The following is a 23,507-nucleotide window of genomic DNA, read 5'->3' as shown; positions in this document are numbered from 1 at the left end:
GCACGATCCTCAAGGTCACGATGGAGGACGCGGTCGAGGCGGACCAGATCTTCTCGACGCTGATGGGCGACGATGTCGAGCCGCGGCGTCGGTTCATCGAGGAGAACGCGAAGTTCGTGAAGAATCTGGACGTGTAGCTGGTGACCGGGCGGGAGTGGACAGGCTGAAAGGTCCGGGCGAAGATCCGGGCCTTTCAGCCTTTGAATTATGTGCTGAGCGCGCGTTCGAACGCGGTCTGTACCGCTTCCGGAATGGATCATGTAGGCACTGGCAGATCCCGCACAGTTCACGCGACCACACAGCTACCGAGCCTATTGCAGCCAGGGCGAAACGATGACGAAGCGAGCGCCGGGACAGCAGGACGATGCGCAGGATCAGGTCTGGGCCGCGAGTGAGCTCGAGGGCTTCTTCGCCATCGCGCTCGACATGTTCTGCTTCCTCGACTTCAATGGTCATTTCCGAAGGCTGAATCCTGCGTGGGAACGAACGCTCGGCTATACGCGCGAGGAGCTGATGTCGCGCCCGTTTACGACGTTCCTGCACCCCGACGACCTGGAGCGCACGCTGGAGCGGAACGCGCTTGTCCGCGCGGGCGGTCAGGCGCTGGGCTTCGAGAATCGGTACCGGTGCAGCGATGGCTCGTACCGCTGGTTCCTCTGGAACGCCCAGGCCGACACGTACGGCAACGTCATCTACGGCGTTGCGCGTGACATCACCGTGCGGAAAGAGGCGGAAGCGGAGCGGGCACGGCTGACGGAGCGGCTGGAAGCATCGCTCGCCGAGGTCAGGACGCTCCGCGACATTCTGCCGATCTGCTCCTACTGCCGGAAGATCCGCGACGGGGAGGACTACTGGCAGTCAGTCGAGAGCTACATCTCGAGGCACACGAACAGCCGCTTCAGCCACAGTGTTTGCCCGGACTGCATGAAAGACGTCGAGAAGCAGATCGACGAGATGTAGGAGACGTGCCTTGAACGTGAGTCTCAACGGGAGCGCGTCGTAGTCCTGCCCGAACCCGGCCCCTCCGTCCAGGTTGGCGGTCGGGCCAACGGCGTAAACGCACGCGTCAGCGGACCCGCTTCGCCCGCATCTCCTGGATCAGCTGCCAGCTCGAACCCTGGTCGATGGATTTCTCATTGCACCAGCGGAAGCTGTCGGCAGTAATGTCGCGGTAGACCCAGCGGGTCAGTGACCCGGACGGGTCGAGCGGGGCCATCTGGATGATCTCGTCGCCTACCTTGCGGGCGAGCTGGCGCGTGATGTACGCGCCGGGCGGGTTGATCCAGATGATGTGCCACGCATCGATGGCGGGGTCGTAGATTCGCAGGGTCGTTGAATAGCGGTTGCCCGGCTCCGCCCAGCCGATGGTCCGCCCATCCCGGACAGGCGTGATCCACAGGTCCTGAATCGCCCGGCCTTCGAGCACCCAGTCGAACCGGATGTCCCAGTGTGACCGGGTAACGGTCCCGTCGGGCGCATACTCCGAAGTTTCCGCCCGCCAGTCACCCACGAACTGTCCGTACAGCATGAGCTCGTCCGCGTGTTCCGGGGCCGGCCCGTCAGCGATCAGGCCCTCGAGGAAGCTGCTGCGACTCATTCCTGTCCTCCTGTGCGGGACGCTATCATCGTCGCCTGCATGACGCAGATCGGCTTTCGCTCGCCGTCCTGGATGGCGAACCCCTCGCCTGTACACACCGTCAGCGTTCGCCCGGCGCGCACGACCCGGCCCACGGCCACGAATCGCTCACCCCGGCCCGGCGCCAGCAGATTTACCTTGAACTCGACGGACAGCACTTCCGTCCCGGGCGGCATTCGCGTCATTGCCGCATAGCCGCACGCACTGTCCACGATTGCAGTGATCGCGGCCGCGTGCAGATAGCCGTGCTGCTGCGTGAGATCGTCGCGGAACGGCAGCTCGAGCTCGACCACGCCGGGGAGCACGCTGGTGAGACTCGCGCCCAGCGTCCGCATCAGCTGCTGGCGGCTGAAGCTTGCATGAACGCGCTGCTCCAGGTCGGCATGGCTCGGGTCGGTGCCCGGTGTGAAGGTCACTCGGTCCTCGCAGAAAATGAAGTGACGATCCGGTGCGGCGGGTATCGTAACCAGTCCCCCGGTGATTTTCATGCAGGCAGGGTAACCCGAAGCGGGAGTCCGGTGAAAAAACAGCAGGGCGGTACCATTCGGCACCGCCCTGCTGGCAGATCGACCACCGGATGGCCGGCGTCAGGCCGCGTTTCCGCGAGGGCGCCGCGACCGACGACGGCGCCGTCCGTCGTTCTCGCCTCCGGCTCGCGCGATCGACGGAGTGCCGTCCCGCTTGCCGTTGCCACGCGCAGTGCCGTTCTCACGCGTCTCGCTGCCGCGCGCAGTACCGTTCGCGCGCGTACCGGTGCCCTGCCTGGACCCGCTCTGCGACCGCGTCTTCTCCGGGGCCCCACCGCTCCGCCGGCGCGCGCCCGCACGCGCCTGGCGCATCGCGGCGAGCCGCTCCTGCAGCGGGATCTCGAGCGGCTCATCTGCCGCGTTGCTGCTGTAATCGAAGCCATCCACGATACGTCGCTCGATGCGCTTGTTGAGCGCGCGCTCGATGTCGCGGATCGTCGACTCCTCTTCAGGGGCAACGAACGTATATGCATCGCCGACTGCATCTGCGCGCGCGGTGCGACCCACGCGGTGGATGTAATCCTCCGACCCGTTCGGCACATCGAAGTTGACGACGTGCTCGAGCGCGGTGACATCGATGCCGCGCGCAACGATGTCCGTCGCGACGAGCACGCGGTACGTGCCGTCCTTGAAGCCGGCCAGCGCCTTGGTTCGCTGCGCCTGCGAGCGGTTGCCGTGGATGCGCTCACACCCGATGCCCGCGCGCTCGAGCTTGGCTGCGACACGATTCGCGCGGTGCTTGGTGCGACAGAACACGATGGCGTTGCCGATCTCGTCGCGGCGCAGCAGCTCGACCAGCAGGTCCACCTTGCGTGCCGAGCGCACCGGATAGAACGCCTGCGTGATGCCTGCTGCGGGCTTCGCGCTCCGGCCGTGGTTGACCAGGACCGGATCGGCGAGCAGCTCGCGCGCGAGCTCCGCGATCCGCGGCGGCATCGTCGCGGAAAAGAGCAGCGTCTGCCTTTCCCGGGGCAGGTGGGCCAGCACCTGGCGCAGCGCGGGCAGGAAGCCCATGTCGAGCATGCGGTCCGCTTCATCCAGAACGAGGTGGCGCACACCCGAAAGGTGTGCGTACCCGTACTGCATGTGATCGAGCAGCCGGCCCGGCGTCGCGACGATCACGTCGACGCCGCGCCGGAACGCCTGCTCCTGCGGCTTCATCCCGACGCCGCCGTAGACGGCAGCGGCGCGGAGCTGCGTGTGATGTGCGAGCTCGCGGAAATGCGCCATCACCTGGGCCGCCAGCTCGCGCGTCGGCACCAGGACGAGAGCACGTGTCTCGCCGCGCGGCGTCTCGCGCAGCTGCTCGAGCAGCGGGAGCAGGAAGGCCGCGGTCTTGCCGCTGCCGGTGGACGCGCAGGCCAGCACGTCGCGTCCTGCGGAGGCAGCCGGAATCGCTTCCGCCTGGACCGCTGTGGGCGTCGTGAACTCGAGCCGGTCCAGCGCCCGCATGAGGTGTTCGTGCAGACCGAGGTCCGCAAAGCCGCCCGCGCGTGCTGGCGCGGGTGGCGACGTCTTCGTCGAGTGCATCCGTACTGTCCGTTCCTTACAGGAATCGCCGCGCGCAGCATGCGCGCGGGTTTCGATCTGGTGCTTCAGCGGGTGGCCGCTCAGGCGTTGGCCGGTGCGGCGAGGACGTTCGAGGCAGCGGCGAAGAAAGGCTTCGCTCCGGGCACGTCGAGCCGCAACTCGAGCAGCCGGCTCCGGTCTCCGGTCCAGCCGAGTACCTTCACGACTTCGGCGCGTCCGTCGGTGCACACCACGATATCACCGGGCGCGAGAGCGACGTCCGCTCCGTTCACCCAGCCGGGGTGCAGGTCAGCGTCGACGTGAAGCTGTACGTCGCGCACACGACGGTTTCCGTTCGAGTAGCCTGCCATTCGCTCGGCTCCTTTCCGTTTGTAGAACCGGGTCCCCTCCCCAGAAACACGTTCGCCCGCGACGGCGCCTTCACGGAAGGCTCCACCGCGGGCGACAGGAAGCTGCGCGCCTTCGCACAGTTCAGAACTACAATATAACACATCCGGGCGGTTTTTTGTACTGTCTCCCATTGGTTGCGCGGCAAGGAGGGGCCAGCGCGGCTCAGCTCACGGCCAGTCCCTCCCCGGAACGCTGCTCCGCCGGCTTCCGCTCACCACCCACTGCACGCGACAGATTCAGCGCGGTGTCGATCACGCCGATGTGGGAGAACGCCTGCGGAAAGTTGCCGACGAGCCGGCCGGAATGCGGGTCGTACTCCTCCGCCAGCAGGCCGACATCGTTGCGCAGTGCGAGCAGGCGCTCGAACAGTCTGCGCGCGTCATCGATGCGACCAAGCAGCGCCAGGTTGTCGGCGAGCCAGAAGCTGCACGCCAGGAAGGCACCCTCGCCGGGAGGCAGGCCGTCGTCGGTGCCGGCACTGTCATAACGGAGCACGAAGCCGTCCACCGTCAGGTCGCGCTCGATCGCCTCGACCGTTCCGCGGATGCGTTCGTCCTCGATCGGCAGGAACCCGACGAGCGGCAGCATCAGCAGGCTCGCGTCCAGCTGCTTCGAGCCGAACGCCTGCACGAAGCTGCCAAGCTGCGGGTCGAAGCCGTGGGCGCAGACCTCGTCGTGGATCCGCCTGCGCGTCGAGCGCCACCGGTCGAGGGGCGCATCCAGGCCGTAGCGTTCCGCGCCCTTGATCGCGCGGTCCAGGGCGACCCAAGCCATCACCTTGGAATGCGTGAAGTGCTGGCGCCCGCCGCGGACCTCCCAGATGCCCTCGTCGGGCTGTTCCCAGATCGATTCGAGGTGGTATACCAGCTCCTGCTGCAGCCGCCACGACTCCTCGCTCGCGTCGAGGCCGGCCTCGCGCGCGTGATGCATCGCATCGAGCACCTCCCCGAACACATCGAGCTGAACCTGGTCATGCGCGCCATTGCCGACGCGCACGGGTGAGGATGCCTCATAGCCGGGCAGCCACGGGACGCTCCACTCGAGCAGGTGCCGCTCGCCGGCGAGGCCGTACATGATCTGGAGCTGCGAGGGGCTGCCGGCCGCCGCGCGCAGCAGCCACGTCCGCCACGCCTCGGCCTCCTCCATGTAGCCTGCATCCATGAGAGAGAGCAGTGCCAGCGTCGCGTCGCGCAGCCAGCAGTAGCGATAGTCCCAGTTGCGCTCGCCGCCTATGTGCTCCGGCAGCGATGTGGTGGGTGCGGCGACGATGCCGCCGGTCGGCTGATAGGTGAGCGCCTTGAGCGTGATGAGCGACCGCTCGACCGCATCCGCCCATTCGCCATTGTAGGTCGAATGACTTGTCCACTCCTGCCAGTGCGCTTCGGTCGCGGCAAGCTCGGCGCGCGCATCGATCGAGTCGGGCGGCGGCAGGTGCGAAGGGCCCCACGACATCACGAAGCTGACACACTGGCCCGCACCGACACTGAACTCGCCCACCGTGGAAAGGCCTTCTCCGTGGAGGTCGACGTCCGAGCGCACCACGACCATGTCGGGTCCGGCAATCGCGCGCAGACGACCGTCATCGAGGCGCGTCACCCACGGTACCGTGTAGCCATAGCCGAACCGCAGGATCAGCTCGGTGCGCAGAGCCACCCTGCCACGATGTCCAACCACGATGCGCGCGAGGTCGGGTGTCGTGCCGCGGGGGTGCATGAAGTCGATGAGGCTGACGGCCCCTTCGGCGCATTGGAACGTGGTCTCCAGCACCAGTGTGCCCGGTCGGTAGCGACGCGACACCGTTACATCCGGCGCTGTCGGTGCGACCTGCCAGCGCCCGTGCTCCGGCGTGCCGAGCAGTGCGGCGAAGCAGGCGGGCGAGTCGAAGCGCGGCCAGCAGAGCCAGTCGATGGAGCCGTCCTTTCCCACGAGGGCGGCCGATTCGCAGTCTCCAATGAGCGCGTAGTCCTCGATGCGCAGGGCCATGCCTTCTCCGGTCTCAGGCCGTCAGATCGATGATGGTTTTCACATCGTCCGGCTGGCGTGTGATCGCATCCGCATATCGATGCAGCGGCAGACGTCGTGTGATCAGGCTCGAGAGCCAGGTGCGCTCGGCGCGAGCGAGCGCGTCAGCAGCGAGCTCGTAGTGAGTGCGGTTCGCGTTTACCGAGCCGAACACCACATCGTTCTCCAGCACGAGCGTGCGGTTCAGCGATGCCATGTCGATGTCGATCCGGCGTCCGCCGGACGAGAGGCCCGCGAGGGCGACGATGCCGTTGGCGGCCGTGCGTCGTATGACGTCGAGCACAACCGCAGACGCGCCGGTGCACTCGATCACGATGTCGGGCTCGACATCGAGCTCATCGAGTCCCGAGCTGTGATACGTGGCACCGAGGGAGGCGACGATGTCCGGCTTGGGTCCGTCCGGGACCCGGTCGTAGACGTGTACCTCGAGTCCGCGCTGCACGCCGAGCAGCGCCGCCAAGAGTCCGACGGGACCCGCTCCCGTGATCAGCGCGACGCGTGGCTCCCAGGTCGCGCGCCTGCCGATCGCATCGGCGTGCTGCCACGCCTTGGCCACCACGCTCGCAGGCTCCAGCAGCACGCCGAGCTCACCGAGTGAGGCGTCGACACGGATCAGCCTGTCCGGTGCAACCTGCCAGTACTCGGCACCGAAACCGTCCAGCTCCTTGATCCCGTGCTCGGTGTAGAGCCCGTTACGGCACATGTCCCACTCGCCCACGGCACAGTTGGGGCACGGCACGGGATCGGGATGCCGCACCATCGCGACAACGAGATCGCCGGCGCGAAGCCCGGAGCTCTCGGGCGCATGCTCGACCCGCCCCAGTGATTCGTGACCCAGGATCATGCGCTGCTGACCAGGCGGTGCAGCGCCATACTGACCGGCGGCGATCTCCCGGTCCGTTCCGCAGATGCCCAGTGCGACGCCGCGGACGAGGACCATCCCTTCCCGGGGCTCAGGTGCGGGCAGCTCACCCACCCGCAACGATTCCGCAACGCCAGGCTCGACCGTGAGCGCGCGCACGGTTCAGGTCGCCCCGTTCATATCAACTATGGCACGATGCATGACGAGCGGGCGCAATGCAGGATCGGCGCCGCCAACGCCAGTGCCCGTCCGGCGACGCCGACTGTCAGGTGCAGTGGCGGTTCCGCTACTGTGCCGCCAGCGTCGTCAGAATCTCCCGGAACGCCTCGATGGGCAGTGCGCCCTCCACCAGTCGGCCGTTGATGAAGAACGACGGCGTCGCACGCACCCGCAGTGCGTCAGCGACGTAGTTCTGCAGCGCGAGCCGCTCACCCCCGCGATCTTCGCGGTAGCAGGAGGCGAAGCGCTCGACATCGAGGCTCAGCTCGCGGGCGTAGCTCTGGAAAAGCGCGTGGGCATCGCGGCTGCCCTTCCACTCGCGCTGCCCCTGGAACAACCGATCATGCATGACCCAGAAGTCGTCCTGCTCGCCCGCGCATTCCGCCGCACGCGCCGCCTCGCCGCCGTTGGGAAACGTCCCCATCACGAACGGTACGTAGGTCCAGCGCACCCTGCCGGTGGTAACGAACTCACGATGCAGCTCCGGATACGTCTCGAGGGCGAACTTCGCGCAGTATGGACAGCCGAAGTCGGAGAATTCGTAGACCGTGATCGGCGCGTCGTCCGGCCCGTGCGAGTAGCCTAGCGTACGCATGTCGATGGTATCGCGCGGCTGAGCGCCGGCAGCACGTGCGGTGCTGCCCGCCGGCCCGCCGCGACGACTGCCTTCCGTCAGCACGATCGCGACGGCGAGCACCGCAACGGCCAGGACTACAACCAGCACACGCTTCCCGAAGCCACTCCCTGTATCCTTCACTTCGACGTCTCCACTCATGAACATCAACCGATGTCGATCGCCGGCGCGAACTGCGCCAGGAACGACGTGATCATTGCGAAGTGCCCCGTCAACAGCAGCACACCGATGAGCACCATTGCGACGCCTGCAACCCGCTCCACGGGCCTCAGCCAGCGCTTCATCCTGCGTGATCCCGCCAGGAACCAGTTCAGCGCAACGGCGGAAAGGAAGAACGGGATGCCGAGCCCCAGCGCATAGAACGTGAGCAGCAGCACGCCGCGCCACAGCGTGTGCTCGAAGCTGGCGTACAGGAGCAGTGTCGCCAGGATCGGTCCCACGCACGGTGTCCAGCCGGCGCCGAACACGATCCCCACCACGACCGAGCCGAGCTTGCCCGCGGGCTTGGACGCCAGGTTCACCCGCCGTTCGCGCATGAGCCCTGGCATCCGGACAACGCCGAGCAGGTACAGCCCGAACAGCACGATGAGAATGCCACCGACCTGCTGAAGCAGTGGCAACGAGCGCCGAAGCGTCGAGCCGAGTGCCGTCGCTGATGTCCCCAGTGCGATGAAAACCACAGAGAAGCCGAGCACGAAGAGCGCCGCGTGAATTGCGGCGTGTCGGCGCGCGTCGGCCCGTGCGTCATCACGCAGCTCGTCCATGGTCATGCCCGTGACGAAGCCCACGTAGCTCGGCACGATGGGGAACACGCACGGCGAGAGGAACGAAACGAGACCGGCGAGAAAGGCGAGGCCGAGGGAGACGCTCGAAGCGTCGCTCATCGCTCGCCTCCCGACCCGGTCGAGTCGTACGGCTCGGCCAGCAGATGGCTCACGGCCAGGCGCAGTGCCGGCTCGGCAAACAGGCCCGTCACCTCCTGCCGGATGACGCCGTTGCGGTCGATCAGGAATGACGTGGGCAGTGCGCGGACTCCGCCAAACGCGCGCACCACTGGCTTCGGAGCCATCGCGACAGGGAAGGTGAGCTGCCGGTCCCGCACGAACTCGCCCACCGCTCGGACGCTCCCGCGGTCGGTGGAAAGGCCGAGCACGACAAACCCTTCGTCGCGCCGGGCCTCGTAAACTCGTTGAAAGCCGGGCATCTCTACGCGGCAAGGCGGACACCAGGTCGCCCAGAAGTTCACCAGTACGACCTTGCCACGGAGGGTTTCCGCATCGATCGACGTCCCGTCCAGCGTTTCCACCATGAACGCGGGGGCCTGGCGCTCCGAGCCCCCAATACCCGCCGCTGCACGCAACTGCGGGTAGATACGGAGAGCAAGGAAGCCGAGCACCAGGATCCAGCCAATACCGCCGAGCGTCAGCTTCGGGCGTCGAATCGATCGTATCATGCGGGGGGAAACATACAACCGCTGAGGAATATAGTCCACCAACGGTGCTCTTGCTGGCTTATCGGCAACAGGATCGAGGCGATTCTGAACACGGTGCACACCGCAATCTGGCCGGTGACCGGGGTCAGTCAGTTCGGTGTCGGCCTGGTCTCGGCTGCTGCGCTTGGAGGCTGCTACGTGGCGTACCTAGGTGTGCGACCGACCGTGCTGCGCATGCTGCGCGATCCCGAGGACGAGGAACTCGCACTGCAGGAGGCGAAGGCGGCACTTCCCCGGTAGCTGCGGCGGACTGCTGGGTCTCGTTCAGTTCACCGTTTCGTAGTACTGAATCAGCCTTCCCATGAGGACGTCGACCGCTGTGCTCACGCGGGCTGTCGCGCCCGAATCGTAGCTGTTCGACAGTCCGAGGATTGCGAAACCCCGCTCTGGCGCGACCCACGTCACCGAGTAATTGGCGGTGTTGGTGCCGTCGTGCGTCAGGGTCCTCCCGCTTGCCCACGTGCGGCTGGTGATCACCCAGCCCATCCCGTAGTAGTCGGAGCCGCCGATGGGCGTGGTCGGCGTCGTCGTTGCGCTGCCGCTGGCCAGTGAGACGATCGTCGGCTCACCGTTCTCGAGACGGAGCACCTCCTGTATGAACCGGCTCCAGCTTCCTACCGACATGTGCGCACCCCCGGCCGACGCATAGACCGGCGGGTTGTCGAACGCCTCCAGAACCTGCCACTGGTCATTCACGAGGCGGTGCGCGACGGGCTGCGTGGAGGAAGCATGACCGGCCTGCGGCCCCCAGCCGGCGTCATCGATACCGAGCGGATCGAAGACATGCGTCTGCATCGCATTTTCGAAGGACGTTTCAAGCGCACGCTCCAGCATGGCTGCGGCGACCATGTACCCGGTGTTCGTGTAGCTGTACTGGCCGGAGGCGCTGGCAGGAGGCTGTGTGAGCGCCCAGGCGGCCACCGCATCGCGCTGCTCGGTGCGGGTCGTCCCGACGATCGCGCGGGCCGGCGGGTCGCGCTGCAGTCGCGACTGCTGGGACAGCAGGTCACGCAGCGTGATCGCCTGGTACTCGGCCCTGATCGTGCCCGCCAGCTCGGGGAACGCGTCGGCAATCGTGGTTTCCCAGGCGATCTCTCCGTCCTCGACTGCAATGGCAGCGAGCATCGCCGTGAACGCCTTGAAGTTGGAGCCCAGGTGCCACAGGTCGTCGAGCGTTGCGGCGGGGCCGCCGCCGGCGCGGCGGTAGCCGGACACCGCGCGCGCGAAGTCGGGATTGTCGCGGGTGACGATCGCGCCGACGAGTGCCGGCAGGCCGAATGCGACGCGCACGGAATCGACGATCCCCTCGATGCCGGTGAGGCCCGGCGGATCGGGATCGGGCGGCTCGGGTGCAACGGGTCCGGGGCTGGCGGATCCGCCACAGGACGCGACCGCCATGATCGCCAACAGCGCTGCAGCAAGTAGCCTGCGCGGCATACGCACTCGTCGCTCGCTCGGGTTCTCGGGACCGCGGCGTCACCGCCGCGATGCTGCTCACAATGATCAGGGATTGCTGGAATTCTGCAGCAATGCCTTACGAAGTGTCAAATGGCCCTGACAGCGAGCGGGTGTCTGCCGTCCGTCAGCTCGCGGTGTCCTCCACCTCGAGCGGCCTGCTCTGGTTCCCCACGCGATCGACGGCTGACACCCAGACTTCGACGGGGTCGCCGGGAACGTCGTAGCGGCTGCCGATCACCCAGCTCCGGCTTGTTGCCGGGATGATCTCGGTGGTCCACCAGCCTTCCGGCCAGCGCGCCTGCACGACCAGCTGGCGGACCGGCTCGTCCGTGCCTGCGCGAACGGTCAGGTTGCGGCCGCTGCGGGCCGCGGACGGTGTGTCGGGGCGGTCATCGTCGAGCCAGGCCATGGCCGGCGTGAGTGCCGGATACGCGTAGGTCTCGCGTACCATCTTGCTGGTCATGGAATCGCGTCGCGCCTGGACGGCTGCCTGTCGTGCACGGATGGAATCGAGCCGTGCTTCCGGCAGTGTGTCCGCACCGCGGATCGGCGTGAACGCGCTGTTCGGCATCAGGCTGCCCATGCGGAAATGGACATGCCCGTCAGCACCCGGGTGGCCGCGCGTGATATAGACCTGGCCGATGATCTCGTCGCCGTCCCAGCCGGCGCGTCCGCCTGCATCGAGGTTCACGTTGCCTGGGATCAGCCCCGCATACAGCCCGCGGCCGAGCGGATTCTGGGCGGCCCACCAGTCGAGCAGGACGGGGAAGCTCACGTCGGTGCGGGCGATCGGCCAGTAGAGCTGCGGCACCATGTAGTCGAGCGTGCCGTCGAGGAACCACTTCCGTGAGTCCGCATAGATCTGCTCGTACGCGTCGAAGCCGCGGATCTGCTCGTGCACGTATGGCCGCCAGGTGCCGATCGGGCTGATGCCGACCTTGACCCACGGCTTCTCGCTCTTCACGACGTCGTACATCTCGCGCACGTACCGATCGACGTTCTCACGCCGCCAGTCGTCACGCTCGAGCGTGCCGCCCGCGGCGCGGTAGCGCGCGTAGCTCGCGGAGTCGGGAAAGTCGAGGACGTTGCCGTCCGGACCGCGTTCCCTGTACGGATAGAAGTAGTCGTCGATGTGGACGCCGTCGACGTCGTAGCGGCGCACGACGTCGGCGACGACCTCGATGCTGCGCTGCCGCACAGCCTCTTCGCCGGGATCCATCCAGAGATAGCTGCCGTACCGCTTCACCAGCTCGGGATTCGTGCGGCTGATGTGCGTCGCGGCGAGCTCTCCCGGATTCGACGGGTGCCAGGCACGGTACGGGTTGAACCAGGCGTGGAGCTCCAACCCTCGCGCGTGCGCCTCGTTCACGGCGAACTCGAGCGGATCGTAGTACGGCTCGGGGGCGCGCCCCTGCTCGCCGGTCAGGTATGCGGACCATGGCTCCAGCTCGGACGCGTACAACGCGTCGCCGGCGGGACGCACATGCAGCACCACGGCGTTCAGCCCCAGCTCGCGAGCGCGATCGAACATCGCGATCAGCTCCGCGCGCTGCGAATCCGGCGGCAGCCCCGGAGCCGACGGCCAGTCCATGTTTGCGACTGCGGCAATCCACACACCGCGGAACTCGCGCGCGACGGGCGGCGGCCCGTCAGCCCGCGCACCGTCATACGCGCTGCGTGCCAGCCCATCGCGCGGAGCGGAAGCGCCGGCGCCGGCGCAGCCGATGAGCGCCAGGAGCAGGAGTGTGAGTGGGGTGCGCGGCCGCGGAGCAGGCCGTTCGTCTCGAACCATCGAGCATCCTCCGGAAGCGTGTGTGTCCCGTATAGTACGCGCGCACCTCTGCTTTCGCACTCCGCAGAACGTGACGGTGCCGTCCGGGTCACCGCCGCATCAGCCGCATGGCGTTGAGCGTGACCAGCAGCACCGAGGCCTCATGGACGAGCATGCCCGACGCCATGTTCACGGAGCCGCCGAGCACGCCCGTGAGCAGCAGCACCACCGTGCCCAGTGCGATCGCGACATTCTGGCGGATGTTGCTGCGCGTTGCACGCGCAATGCGCACCGCGTCCCTGAGCCGGCCGAGATCGTCCGTCATCAGTGCGATGTCTGCCGTCTCCAGTGCGACGTCCGAGCCCGCCGCTCCCATGGCGATCGACACGTCCGCTGCCGCCAGTGCCGGTGCGTCGTTGATGCCGTCACCGACCATCGCGACCACATGTCCGTCGTCCTGCAGCACGCGGATGTGCGCCAGCTTGTCCTCGGGCAGGAGCTCAGCATGTACTTCGTCCAGCTGCAACGCTGCACCGATCGCCGCTGCCGGTGCGATGGAGTCTCCAGTCAGCATGACCATCCGTTCCATGCCAGCCGTGCGCAGGGCGCGGATCGCCGCGCGCGCCCCGGGACGTGGCGCGTCAGCGATGCCCAGGGAGCCGACGACCGCGGCGCCGTCCGCCACGAAGATGGTCGTCGCACCGATGCGCGCATCGCTGCTCACATCGCCGGCAAGCTCCGTCGGCACGTCCAGCTCCAGCTCGTCCATCAGCCTGCGGCTGCCCACCGCGATGCGCCGGCCATCACGGTGTGCGATCACCCCGCGCCCCACCCGAGTCCGGGTATCCGCCGCCGCCGGCTCCCGGGCGTCGTGTATGCCGGCCGCCACGGCGGCCATGCTGTTGGCCGCCTCGATGATCGAGCGCGCGTACGGGTGCGTCGTGCCGGCCTCGGCGAATGCCGCGAGCTGCAGGACGTCGCTCGACTCGCGTCCACGGACGACCTGCGGCCGGCCGGTGGTCAGTGTGCCGGTCTTGTCGAACGCAATCGCGGTGATACGCGCTGCATCCTCCAGGTGCTGGCCGCCCTTGATCAGCACACCCTCGCGCGCGGCGCGCCCGATCCCTGCCACGATCGAGACAGGCATCGCGAGCACCAGCGCACCCGGGCAGCCGATGACCAGCAGGGTGAGCGCGAGCTCGACGCTGCGCGTCACGATGAATGCCCCGACCGCCAGGAGGATCACGACGGGCGTGTACCACGCGGCGAACCGCTCCATCAGGCGCTGCGACGGCGCTTTCGCCTCCTGTGCCTGCTCGACGCGGCGAACGATGCGCGCGAGCGTCGTGTCCGCGCCGATGCCGGTCGGACGCACCTCGAGCATGCCGTCCTCCGCGACCGTACCGGCGTACACCTCGTCGCCGGCGACCTTCTCCGCCGGAATCGACTCGCCCGTGATCATCGCCTGGATCACGGCTGCACCGCCGGCCAGCACCACGCCATCCACCGGGATGCGCTCGCCCGGCAGGACGACCACGGTGTCGTCGCTGCGTACCTCCATCGGCACGACGTCCATGCGCACACCCTCGCGCAGAACGCGCGCTGTTTCCGGCGCGAGCGCCATGAGCTCGCCGAGCGCCGCACGGGTGCGACGCAGCGTCCGCGACTCCAGCCAGCCGCCTAGCCGGAACAGGAACGTGACCGCCGCCGCCTCCCACCACTCGCCGATCGCGATGCCGCCGAGCGCCGCAATCGTGACCAGCAGCTCGATCGTGAAGCGGCGCCGCGCGAGCAGCCGGAGCGCCCGGACAGCAATCGGGTGGCCCGCAACCAGCGCGGCCGCAGTCATCAGTGCGGCGTACAGCCACGGAACGCCGGCCACCCGCCCTGCCGCGAGCGCACCCAGGATGAGTGCGCCCGACAGCGGCAGTGCGTGCTGCGTAATCCGGTTCAGCGTTCCCCCTTCGCGGAATCCACTGGTCTGCATCTCGCTGTCTCCTTCCGCCGCGACGCTCAGAACGGACTGACCCGCGCCGTGTAACCGGCCTCCTTTACTCGCATCACGAGATCCGAAGCCGTCGCGATCCCGGGGTCGTGCTCGACCTCGATGCGTCCAGTGCCGAAGTGAACCGTTGCGGCACGAACCCCGGCCAGCCGCGTCAGCGCCGATTCGATCCCGTCCACACAGGACGGGCACGTGAATTCGTCGCTCCTCAGAATCGTCGTCATGACTGTCACCTCCTCAATGCGCATGCGTCGGAGCGGGAGCATGCTCACCTGCACCCTGCTCGAGCAGCGACTGCACTGCTTCCACGAAATGGATGTACTCGACGTATGCGTGCACGAACCTGCGACCCGCTTCGACGCTCTCGTCTGCATGCGCACGCAGCGCCTGCACGCGCTCGAATCGCTCACGCAGACCGGCGTCGAGTCGGCTCGAGAGATCGTCGACCAGCGCATCGACACCACCGCTGACCAGAGCGACGTCCGCGGCCTCGATCCCCTCGTCCACCTCGGCGCCAGCAGGCAGGAGGCCCGTGTACGGCGCGCCCTCACCCTCCCTGTGCACCCGCACCAGCGTCTCGAAGAACCACCAGTCCGCCAGCTCCCGGGCGTCCGCGCCCTGCCCGCGTACTGCCAGTGTCCGCTCGAATGCAGCCCGGATCTCCGCTTCGTCCCCGTCGCGCACCCACTTCAGGACGGGCGTCACGTCGCCGGCGGCCAGCGCCGCCTGCGCCGCCTTTACGACCGGGCCCTCCACGCTGTCGCAGTGCGCGGATGCAGGACGGGCCACCACCAGTCCGGCGAGCACCGCCAGTGTCAGCGCGATCACATTCCGTTTCATCTGTTCCTCCATGCAGTCGAGTGTCGTGGTTTTTGACTGCGTGAAGGCTAAGGCCTGTAGTCTGGTATAGAGTCAAGGGGCGAGGCGGGCGGGGCGCGGAGGACACCCGGATGAGCCGCGTGTGCTCCGCGCCCGGGAAAGCTAAAAAGGGTCGAACCGGAGGTACTCCCCGACGCGGCGCCCCGCGGGCAGCCGCGCCCGGAGGAACGTCAGTCGTGGTCGCCGGCGGCGATGGTGTGCATGAGTGCGCATTCCTCCACGGGGCCGTGCGCTTCGCAGAGACCGACGAGCCGCCGGAGGCCCGCCCGGATGTGCTGCAGGTCCCGGATCCTGGCGTCGGTGTCGGCGATCTTTTCGAGGGCGCGAGCGCGGACGTCGTCAGCGGTGCGGGTGGGATCGACGCGCAGGTCCATCAGCTCGCGGATCTCGGTGAGGGTGAAGCCGAGCGCCTTGGCGCGCAGGATGAACTCCATGCGATGTACGTCGTGCTCGTCGTACTCGCGGTAGCCGCTTCGCGTGCGGTCCGGCTCGGGCAGCAGGCCGCGTCGCTCGTAGTAGCGGACGGTCTGGATGTTCACGCCGACGCGGTTTGCCAGCTCACCGATTTTCACGTCGATCCCCCCTCTTCAGCGCCGTTGGTGCGCACGTTCAGCCGTGGCTGTCGCGATCGTCTCCGCCGGGCAGCGAATCCGCTCCGGGCTCCGCGGCTTCGGCCAGCGGCTCGCCGGGGACCGGTGGCGGCTCCGGCAGCACGTCCTCGCGCTGTTCCTCTGATGCGCGGAGCGAGACCAGCACGCCGACGACGAGGGCGGCGGCAATGACGCCGAGTGAGACCAGGATCGGGATGTGTACGACGTCCTCGAGCAGCATTTTCACGCCGACGAACACGAGCACGAAGGCGAGTGCGTAGCGCAGGTACACGAAGCGGTGGATGATGCCGGCCAGCAGGAAATACATCGAGCGGAGGCCGAGTATGGCGAACACGTTGGACGTGTAGACGATGAACGGGTCGAGCGTGATCGCGAAGATGGCCGGAATCGAATCGACGGCGAAGATGAGATCCGAGAACTCGATCAGGATCAGGACGAGCAGCAGCGGCGTGGCGAGGATGCGTCCATTCTCGCGCACGAAGAAGTGCGTGCCCCGGAAGCCGACCGTGACGGGCAGCACCTTGCGGGCGATGCGCAGCACGCGACTCTGCGACGGGTCGATCGCGTCCTCGTCGCGCACGGCCATGCGGATGCCGGTGATCACCAGCAGCGCGCCGAACACGTAGAACACCCAGTCGTAGTGCTGCAGCATGTAGCTGCCGGCCAGGATGAAGGCGGCGCGCATGACGAGCGCACCCAGGATGCCCCAGAACAGCACGCGGTGCTGGTACGCCGCGGGCACGCCGAAGTAGGAGAAGATGAGGACGAAGACGAACAGGTTGTCGACGGCGAGCGACTTTTCGATCAGGTAGCCGGTGAGGAACTCGAGCGCCTCGTCGCGTCCCACGAGCAGGTAGATGCCGAGGTTGAACAGCAGCGACAGGGCGACCCAGAATGCGCTCCACCCGGCGGCCTCACGGATGGAAACCGCATGCGCACGCCGGTGGAAAACGCCGAGGTCGAGCGCCAGGAGTGCGAGGATGACTACGTTGAAGAGGACCCAGGCCAGCGGTGAACCCAAGCTGCCTCCGCCGCGCGATCAGCGCATCAGCGGCGTGCCATCGGCCCACCGCCATTCGTGCAGCACGGCGGCGATCCGCGGGCCCATTCCATCGGCGTATTCGGCGGGATAGTGCGCGAGCATATGGAACACGACGGCGCCTCTCTGCGCGAGGGCAATCCGTCCAACGAAGGTCTGCTGCTCGTGCGGATATGAAAACGAGGTCTGCTCGTACGCCCAGGGCTCGGGTGTCTCGGCGACCGAGCGATCAACCTCGGGATTCAGTCCCGTGATGAAATTGTCGACGGTGGTGCGCGCCAGCGGAAGCGCGGTGCTGCGTGGGTAAAAGAACACCTGTGCGTACGCACGCGGTGTGAGTCTGCCGCCGAAGTTCGCGATGAACTCGACCGAGTGGCCGCCATCGGCCGAGTCGAACTCCACGGTCATGTCGGCGGGTACGTACGTCGAGAAACCGAGCTCGAACTCCGGCGGCGCCTCGACCAGTCGGAACTCGACGGTGTCGGCCGTGCCCTCGAGCATGAGCACGCCCCGCTTGCTGGCGGGGCGCTCCACGGCGAGCGGCTGGCCCGGAACTCCGGCCGAGGGCGGGAGCGTCGAAGGCGCGGTCTGCTCGGAGTAGGGGGGCGGCGGGATCGTGTCACCCAGCTCCGTCCCCTCGGCGACGTCCTCGTCCTCGACCGGCGGCGCGCACGCCCCGGCCAGGAGCAGGGTCGCCAGGACCGGGGCCGCCAGCCGCATGCCTAGAGGCCCTCGTACAGCGGGTTGGTCACGATCTCGCCCGCGTCGTTCACGACCTGGCGGTCCCAGGGGAAGATGACCGTGGCGTCGGTCTCGAGCGCATAGAAGTCGGGCTTGTAGCCGCCCTGCTTCACCAGGCTGGTCGCGGTCCGCAGGTCGGCCGGCTTCACCTGCCGCAGCGCATTCTGTGCGAGCCGCAGGGTTTCGCCGGACGTGCAGATCTCGTCGACGATGAGCACGTTCTTGCCCATCGCTTCCTTGGGGGCGGCGGAAAAGATCTTGGGACGGGCGCGGACCCGCTCGGCGCCGAGGTCACGGCTGATCTTGAGCGAGTAGAAGTCGCAGCGCAGGATCGAGGCGACGACCGCGCCCGGGATCACGCCGGCCTTGGCGATCCCGACGACGAGGTCGGGCCGGTAGCCGGCGGTCGCGACCTTGACCGCCAGTACGCGACACAGCTCACCAAAGAACTCCCACGTCATCTCGAAGACGTCGGCCTCGGGCATGCCGGGAGCGCGCTTGATGAGATTGCGGGTCGGCGTCATCCGGCACTCCTGCGTCGCGGGAACGGGACCGGCAATAATAGCGGGATGGTCGGAGCCGGCAAACAGGGGCGTGCACGAAGCGCGCCGCCTGCCTATCCCAGCCGACCCTCGAGAAGGAGCCCGCTCGCGGCCTGCTGCGGGCCGGTCGGCGCGGCCGGGACGGCCGCCGGCAGGACGGGCAGCGCGGCGTCCGACGGCAGGTGAATCACCAGCGTACCCGGCCGGTACGGCGGCGCCCATGGCGACGCCAGTCCCGTGGCGTCGATCGCGACGAACTCGCCGCTGCCGCTCAGCTCGCCCAGCAGCCGCGCATACTCGAGCCAGGCGTCCAGCGGCCCGGCGGACGAGGCCAGTGCCGGCACGACCTCGTTCTCATAATGCCGCACCGCCTGCTGGAACGCGGCCTCGTCCCGCTGGCGCAGCAGCTTGAGGCGCGCGCGCAGGGCGGGGCGCGAGTCCTGGAGGCCCGCGGCGGCGAGTGCGGCCTCGAGGCGTGCTTCGGCGTGGTGTCTGTCGGTCATGGACTGAAACTGGATGGGCAGGCGCCCCGGATCAACATCACGCATTCACCGCTGAGGCGCGGAGTTCGCTGAGGGTTTCGACGCGAGCTCGCGGCCAGCGCAGCATTGCGGTGCCGTCGGCTCGTGTTCTTTGGATTTGCTTCGTGGTGAATCACGCTGCCGGGCGGACGCCATTTCAGAACAGGATGACAGCGCCGCGGTCGATTCTGCGGCCAGCGAGAAACCTTGGGCGCCGTCTCCGCGCCCTCCGCGCCTCAGCGGTGAAAAAAATCCGTTGAGGACGCAGAGGACGCAGCAGGACGTAACAGCGCGCGATGAACTAGCCGCGCGCCATCGAGTCGAGGAACTCCTTGTTCGTCTTCGTGCGCTTCATGCGCTCGAGCAGGAACTCGAGTGCCTCGGCCGGTGGCATGTCGCCGAGGAAGTTGCGCAGCAGGTAGACGCGGTTGAGCTCGACGTCGTCGAGGAGCAGCTCCTCCTTGCGGGTGCCGGAGCGGTTGATGTCGACCGCGGGGAAGATGCGCTTGTCGGCGATGTGCCGGTCGAGCACGATCTCCATGTTGCCGGTGCCCTTGAACTCCTCGAAGATGACCTCGTCCATGCGCGAGCCGGTCTCGATCAGTGCGGTCGCGATGATCGTGAGCGAGCCGCCCTGGTCGATGTTGCGCGCCGCGCCGAAGAAGCGCTTCGGCTTGTGCAGTGCATGGGCATCGACACCGCCGGACAGGATCTTGCCCGAGTGCGGGACGGTCACGTTGTAGGCGCGCGCGAGGCGCGTGATGGAGTCGAGCAGGATGACGACGTCGCGGCCGTGCTCGACCAGGCGCTTCGCCTTCTCGATCACCATCTCGGCGACCTGCGTGTGACGGTCGGCCGGCTCGTCGAACGTGGAGCTGATCACCTCCGCCGCCACATTCTCTTCCATGTCCGTGACCTCTTCGGGCCGCTCGTCGATCAGCAGCACGATCAGGTGCACTTCCGGATGGTTCGAGATGATCGAGTTGGCGATCTGCTGCATGATCGTCGTCTTACCGGCCTTGGGCGGCGAGACGATCAGGCCGCGTTGCCCCTTGCCGATCGGCGTCATCAGGTCCATCAGCCGCATGGAGAGCGGGCCGTTGTCCGTCTCCAGGCGCAGCCGCGCCTCGGGGTAGCGCGGACGCAGGTTGTCAAAGGCGATCCGGTGCTTTGCCTTCTCCGGGTCGTCAATGTTGACCTGCTCGACCTTGAGCAGCGCGAGGTACCGCTCACCCTCCTTGGGCGGACGAACCTGGCCGAGCACCGTGTCACCGGTGCGCAGGTCGAAACGCTTGATCTGTGAGGGGGAGACGTAGATGTCGTCGGGGCCGTACAGGTAATTCCAGTCCTGCGAGCGCAGGAAGCCGTACCCTTCCGGCAATATCTCGAGCACGCCCTCGCCGCGCAGGACGACGTCGCTGTCCAGCAGGTTCTGCTCGATACGGAAGATCAGGTCCTGCTTACGCAGGCCACTGTAATTCGAGATGTTGAGCTCCTCGGCCATTTCGTGGAGCTCGGCAATCGATTTGCTTTTCAGCTCGGCGATGTCCACGAGTCAATCACTCCAAAAATTTTCTGGCAGGATAGAAACGACAGGCGAGCGAACACCGGCCGAACCGCATTCACATGTAATGTGGGCACAGGACCATACAGGTCGGCGCGTATCCGCGCCTCCGGTGGAGAGGTTCGTTGTCGTGGATGAATGGGCACCAGTGTAGCACGGGGCAAAACCGGGGTCAAGAGCCTTCATCACACCGTGTCGACTGCGGAATGTGACGGTGCAGCAGGCGAAATCGTAACATCGGCTGCGCCTGTTCAGCCGTTCTGCACGGTCTGGCGGCCGGGTGTGCCGACGCGTGCAGTGCGGATGTCAAAAGACGTAACGGAACGGATTTGCGCGCGCGTCTGCGATCAGTGAGTCGAGCTGCAGGCGGGTGCGGCGCAGGGCGACGGCCAGGGCGGAATCGGCCTGAAGGCGCGCGAGCGTGCCATTGGGGCTGCCGCGTGCCATCAGTGAGTCGATCCGCGCACCCAGCTCCGCCGAGTGCCCGGCCAGCGGCTGGAAGGCCGCGATGGTGCGGCGTACGCCGCTTTCAGCGCCGCCGGCATCCGTGATCACGGCGCCGGCGGCTCGCAGGCGCTGGAGAGCACGATCGACGTCGTCGCTGGCTGCAAGCGTTGCTGCGGGACTCTCCGCGATCGTGCGGGACAGCTCATCGAGGCCGCCCTGCACGCGCGCGAAGCCGGACTGCACGCGGGTGAGTCCGAGCATGCGGGCCCTGGCGGCAGCCGCGACCGGGCGGGTCTCCACCCGGAGCGAGTCGGAGGCGGCGCGCACCGCGGCGATGCGGGTGCGCAGCTCGGCAGCGGTCAGCACCGGCTCGGCGCGCAGCGTGTCTCCCGGCTGGATCGGCGGTGCGCCCGCACTGCCGGGCAGGATATCGACCACCGCATCGCCGGCCATGCTGGCCGACGCGATGCGTACCGTCGCGTCCCTCCGGATGATCGAAAGTCGATCGCGGGGTACGCGCAGCACGAGCGCGAGGCGCGGTGCGCCGTTGCCGCCCAGCGGCAGGAACTCGAGGGTTTCGACGGAGCCTACCTCGCGCCCCGCGATCCAGACAGCGGCCCCCGGTGACAGTGCGGGCGCCGCGTCCAGCAGTGCGACGAGCTCGACGTCGTCGCGCAGCATCTGCCGCAGCGGATCCAGCAGAAAGATCAGCACCGCCAGCACGACGCTGACGGCGATGAGCAGCATGCCGATCAGCGTGCGGCGGCGCTGGCGGGCGCCGAGGACGGCGGCGAGATTGAACGCCGGGCGCGGTGAACGCGCTCCACGAATCGAAGAATTCACGTGATGATGCGTCTCGGCCACATCGAATACAGCAACTGCTTCCCCGTGCATGCGCGGCTGATCGTGGAGCCGCGTCCGGACCTTGCCGTCGTCACTGCCATCCCGTCCGTGTTGAATGCGGCGCTCGCGCGCGGCGAGATCGATGTGGCACCCTGCTCCAGCATCGAGCTCGCGCGTCACGGGAGCGAGTACCGGGTGCTCCCGGACCTGGTGATCGGCGCCGAGGGCCCGGTGCAGAGCATCCTGCTCGAGAGCACCCGCCCGATCGACGAGCTGCACGAAGCGCGCGTTCTGCTGCCGACGGCGTCGGCGACGTCCGTCGTGCTGCTGCGCACGCTGCTCGAGCTGCGCAGCGGGCTGCGACCGCATTACGCCTGGTACGACCAGGCAGCGGTGCCGGACCCGATCGCTGACGGGGCGGCAGCGGTGTTGCGCATCGGCGACGTCGCACTGCGACGCGAGGCGCCGGCTGGCCGGCACGTCTACGACCTGGGCGAGCTCTGGACCGCGTGGACCGGCCTGCCCTTCGCCTTTGCGGTCTGGCAGGTCCGCGCCGCTGTCGACGGCACGCCCGAGCTCGCCCGGCTGCACCGCGCACTGCTGGACTCACGTGCATGGTTCGCGGCCAACGACGAGCGGCTCGCTCGCCAGTACGCGAATCATTTCGGCATGCCATCCGGCCGCCTGCTCGAGTACTGGCGTTCACTGCGCTACGAGCTGGACGAGCGCATGCAGCAGGGTGTGCTGCACTACTACGCGCTGGCCGCCAGGCTCGACGAAGCCGCCCCGCTCGGGGCACTGCCATGGGCGAACGTGACCGGAGTCTGACGCCCGCGGTGCAAGGGCCGGGCCCGTGGCACCCCCGGGCGTGGCGTACAGGGTAGCCCGCCCGCAGGGGGCTGACATATCTTGGCGTATGCGCCCCACCTGGACCGTTCCCCTGGCCTGGACAGGGTATTCCGCGAAGCGGCTGGTCGGCGGCTTCGGCCGCTTCAGCAGCTTTGCGGGCAGTGCACTGCGCGGTGCCCGCGAGGTCGGCACGTGGGCCGAGCACGTGGTCATGCACATGGCACGACTGGGTGTGGAGTCCCTGCCGATCGCCATCTTCATTGCGGCATTCACCGGCATCGTGCTCTCGCTGCAGGCGTCGTACACGTTCACGGGTGCGATCCCGCTCTATTTCGTCGGCACGCTGGTCGCCAAGACCATCATCCTCGAGCTCGGTCCGGTGCTGACGGGGCTCGCCCTGGCGGGACGGGTGGGCGCCAACATCGCCGCGGAGATCGGCTCCATGCGGGTGACCGAGCAGATCGATGCGCTCGAGACGCTCGGCTACAACCCGTTCGCATACCTGGTCGTGCCGCGCGTGATCGCAGGCACGCTGATGTTCCCGATCATCGTCGCCTTTGCGAACGCGGTCGGCGTCCTGGGTGGGTGGGCGAGCGCGCTCTACCTGCTGGACATGTCGACGCCGGAGTTCATGCGCGGTGCGCGGCTCTTCTTCGATCCGTTCGACGTCCAGTTCTCGCTGATCAAGTCGGCGTCGTTCGGGATGATCATCACGATGATCGGCTGCTACTACGGCTACACGACGACGGGCGGCGCGGCTGCGGTCGGCCAGTCGACGACGCAGGCGGTCGTGAGCAGCGCCATGATGATCCTCGTGCTGGACGCGTTCTGGGCGGTCGTGCTGCTGTGAGCATCGTGCTGCAGGGCGTGCGCAAGGCATTCGGTGAGCGCGTCATTCTCGATTCGCTGGACCTGGCGGTCGAGG

At 67.5% G+C, this 23,507-nt stretch carries 26 protein-coding genes; 5 read left to right on the top strand and 21 right to left on the bottom strand.

Annotated features, from left to right (window positions below; genetic code table 11):
* Positions 1-5: 5 nt before the first annotated feature.
* Complete coding sequence (locus tag VFU06_05395) at positions 6-137, top strand: hypothetical protein (GenBank protein HEU5208829.1); 132 nt, start codon at positions 6-8, stop codon at positions 135-137.
* A 196-nt stretch (positions 138-333) separates the two neighbouring features.
* A complete protein-coding gene (locus VFU06_05390) occupies positions 334-960 on the top strand; it encodes a PAS domain S-box protein (GenBank protein ID HEU5208828.1) in 627 nt (208 codons plus the stop codon).
* 106 nt (positions 961-1,066) lie between these two features.
* Here the strand turns inward: VFU06_05390 and VFU06_05385 are convergent, their stop codons facing one another.
* The 9 genes from VFU06_05385 to VFU06_05345 form a co-directional block, all read right to left on the bottom strand.
* A complete protein-coding gene (locus VFU06_05385; protein HEU5208827.1) occupies positions 1,067-1,597 on the bottom strand; it encodes a hypothetical protein in 531 nt (176 codons plus the stop codon).
* A complete protein-coding gene (locus tag VFU06_05380; protein HEU5208826.1) occupies positions 1,594-2,052 on the bottom strand; it encodes a PaaI family thioesterase in 459 nt (152 codons plus the stop codon). Before VFU06_05380 ends, VFU06_05385 begins: the two co-directional genes overlap by 4 nt.
* A gap of 171 nt (positions 2,053-2,223) precedes the next feature.
* On the bottom strand, positions 2,224-3,693 hold the full coding sequence (locus tag VFU06_05375; GenBank protein HEU5208825.1) for a DEAD/DEAH box helicase: 1,470 nt from the start codon (positions 3,691-3,693) through the stop codon (positions 2,224-2,226).
* Positions 3,694-3,773: 80 nt separating this feature from the next.
* Positions 3,774-4,043, bottom strand: a complete 270-nt coding sequence (locus VFU06_05370; protein ID HEU5208824.1) for a hypothetical protein — start codon at positions 4,041-4,043, stop codon at positions 3,774-3,776.
* 202 nt (positions 4,044-4,245) lie between these two features.
* Complete coding sequence (locus VFU06_05365; GenBank protein HEU5208823.1) at positions 4,246-6,066, bottom strand: glycoside hydrolase family 15 protein; 1,821 nt, start codon at positions 6,064-6,066, stop codon at positions 4,246-4,248.
* A 13-nt stretch (positions 6,067-6,079) separates the two neighbouring features.
* A complete protein-coding gene (locus VFU06_05360) occupies positions 6,080-7,045 on the bottom strand; it encodes a glucose 1-dehydrogenase (GenBank protein HEU5208822.1) in 966 nt (321 codons plus the stop codon).
* Positions 7,046-7,253: 208 nt separating this feature from the next.
* Positions 7,254-7,961 carry a thioredoxin domain-containing protein gene (locus tag VFU06_05355; protein HEU5208821.1) on the bottom strand — a complete coding sequence of 236 codons (708 nt, stop codon included), beginning with the start codon at positions 7,959-7,961 and terminating at the stop codon, positions 7,254-7,256.
* Positions 7,962-7,966: 5 nt separating this feature from the next.
* Complete coding sequence (locus tag VFU06_05350) at positions 7,967-8,704, bottom strand: cytochrome c biogenesis protein CcdA (protein HEU5208820.1); 738 nt, start codon at positions 8,702-8,704, stop codon at positions 7,967-7,969.
* Complete coding sequence (locus tag VFU06_05345; protein ID HEU5208819.1) at positions 8,701-9,273, bottom strand: TlpA disulfide reductase family protein; 573 nt, start codon at positions 9,271-9,273, stop codon at positions 8,701-8,703. Before VFU06_05345 ends, VFU06_05350 begins: the two co-directional genes overlap by 4 nt.
* Positions 9,274-9,366: 93 nt before the next feature.
* Between VFU06_05345 and VFU06_05340 the strand changes: the two genes are divergently transcribed.
* Positions 9,367-9,552: a hypothetical protein gene (locus tag VFU06_05340; GenBank protein HEU5208818.1), complete on the top strand. Its 186-nt coding sequence runs from the start codon at positions 9,367-9,369 to the stop codon at positions 9,550-9,552.
* 24 nt (positions 9,553-9,576) lie between these two features.
* On the opposite strand, the gene VFU06_05335 is transcribed toward VFU06_05340, so the two are convergent.
* The 12 genes from VFU06_05335 to VFU06_05280 form a co-directional block, all read right to left on the bottom strand.
* The gene (locus tag VFU06_05335; GenBank protein ID HEU5208817.1) at positions 9,577-10,749 is read right to left on the bottom strand and encodes a serine hydrolase domain-containing protein; all 1,173 of its coding nucleotides are present in this window, start codon (positions 10,747-10,749) and stop codon (positions 9,577-9,579) included.
* Positions 10,750-10,894: 145 nt separating this feature from the next.
* Complete coding sequence (locus VFU06_05330) at positions 10,895-12,562, bottom strand: family 10 glycosylhydrolase (GenBank protein HEU5208816.1); 1,668 nt, start codon at positions 12,560-12,562, stop codon at positions 10,895-10,897.
* An 88-nt stretch (positions 12,563-12,650) separates the two neighbouring features.
* A complete protein-coding gene (locus VFU06_05325) occupies positions 12,651-14,528 on the bottom strand; it encodes a cation-translocating P-type ATPase (protein HEU5208815.1) in 1,878 nt (625 codons plus the stop codon).
* Between the two features lie 26 nt (positions 14,529-14,554).
* Positions 14,555-14,770, bottom strand: a complete 216-nt coding sequence (locus VFU06_05320; GenBank protein HEU5208814.1) for a heavy-metal-associated domain-containing protein — start codon at positions 14,768-14,770, stop codon at positions 14,555-14,557.
* A 13-nt stretch (positions 14,771-14,783) separates the two neighbouring features.
* Entirely contained in the window at positions 14,784-15,386 is a 603-nt protein-coding gene (locus VFU06_05315) for a DUF6448 family protein (GenBank protein HEU5208813.1), read from the bottom strand.
* Between the two features lie 209 nt (positions 15,387-15,595).
* Positions 15,596-15,997, bottom strand: a complete 402-nt coding sequence (locus VFU06_05310; GenBank protein ID HEU5208812.1) for a heavy metal-responsive transcriptional regulator — start codon at positions 15,995-15,997, stop codon at positions 15,596-15,598.
* A gap of 37 nt (positions 15,998-16,034) precedes the next feature.
* Entirely contained in the window at positions 16,035-17,057 is a 1,023-nt protein-coding gene (locus VFU06_05305) for a TerC family protein (protein HEU5208811.1), read from the bottom strand.
* Positions 17,058-17,075: 18 nt separating this feature from the next.
* Positions 17,076-17,795 (bottom strand): hypothetical protein, encoded by a 720-nt coding sequence (locus VFU06_05300; GenBank protein HEU5208810.1) that lies wholly within the window; start codon positions 17,793-17,795, stop codon positions 17,076-17,078.
* A 2-nt stretch (positions 17,796-17,797) separates the two neighbouring features.
* On the bottom strand, positions 17,798-18,340 hold the full coding sequence (locus VFU06_05295; GenBank protein ID HEU5208809.1) for a phosphoribosyltransferase family protein: 543 nt from the start codon (positions 18,338-18,340) through the stop codon (positions 17,798-17,800).
* A gap of 92 nt (positions 18,341-18,432) precedes the next feature.
* Complete coding sequence (locus VFU06_05290) at positions 18,433-18,861, bottom strand: hypothetical protein (GenBank protein HEU5208808.1); 429 nt, start codon at positions 18,859-18,861, stop codon at positions 18,433-18,435.
* A gap of 319 nt (positions 18,862-19,180) precedes the next feature.
* Positions 19,181-20,431, bottom strand: a complete 1,251-nt coding sequence (rho, locus tag VFU06_05285) for a transcription termination factor Rho (protein ID HEU5208807.1) — start codon at positions 20,429-20,431, stop codon at positions 19,181-19,183.
* A 318-nt stretch (positions 20,432-20,749) separates the two neighbouring features.
* The gene (locus VFU06_05280) at positions 20,750-21,733 is read right to left on the bottom strand and encodes an MlaD family protein (protein ID HEU5208806.1); all 984 of its coding nucleotides are present in this window, start codon (positions 21,731-21,733) and stop codon (positions 20,750-20,752) included.
* Positions 21,734-21,736: 3 nt separating this feature from the next.
* Between VFU06_05280 and VFU06_05275 the strand changes: the two genes are divergently transcribed.
* The gene (locus VFU06_05275; protein HEU5208805.1) at positions 21,737-22,561 is read left to right on the top strand and encodes a menaquinone biosynthesis protein; all 825 of its coding nucleotides are present in this window, start codon (positions 21,737-21,739) and stop codon (positions 22,559-22,561) included.
* Positions 22,562-22,649: 88 nt separating this feature from the next.
* Complete coding sequence (locus VFU06_05270) at positions 22,650-23,432, top strand: ABC transporter permease (GenBank protein ID HEU5208804.1); 783 nt, start codon at positions 22,650-22,652, stop codon at positions 23,430-23,432.
* Positions 23,433-23,507 lie beyond the last annotated feature (75 nt).

The organism is Longimicrobiales bacterium, assembly GCA_035764935.1.
GTDB lineage: Bacteria > Gemmatimonadota > Gemmatimonadetes > Longimicrobiales > RSA9 > DASTYK01.
This window is presented reverse-complemented; position numbering and strand designations above follow the sequence as displayed.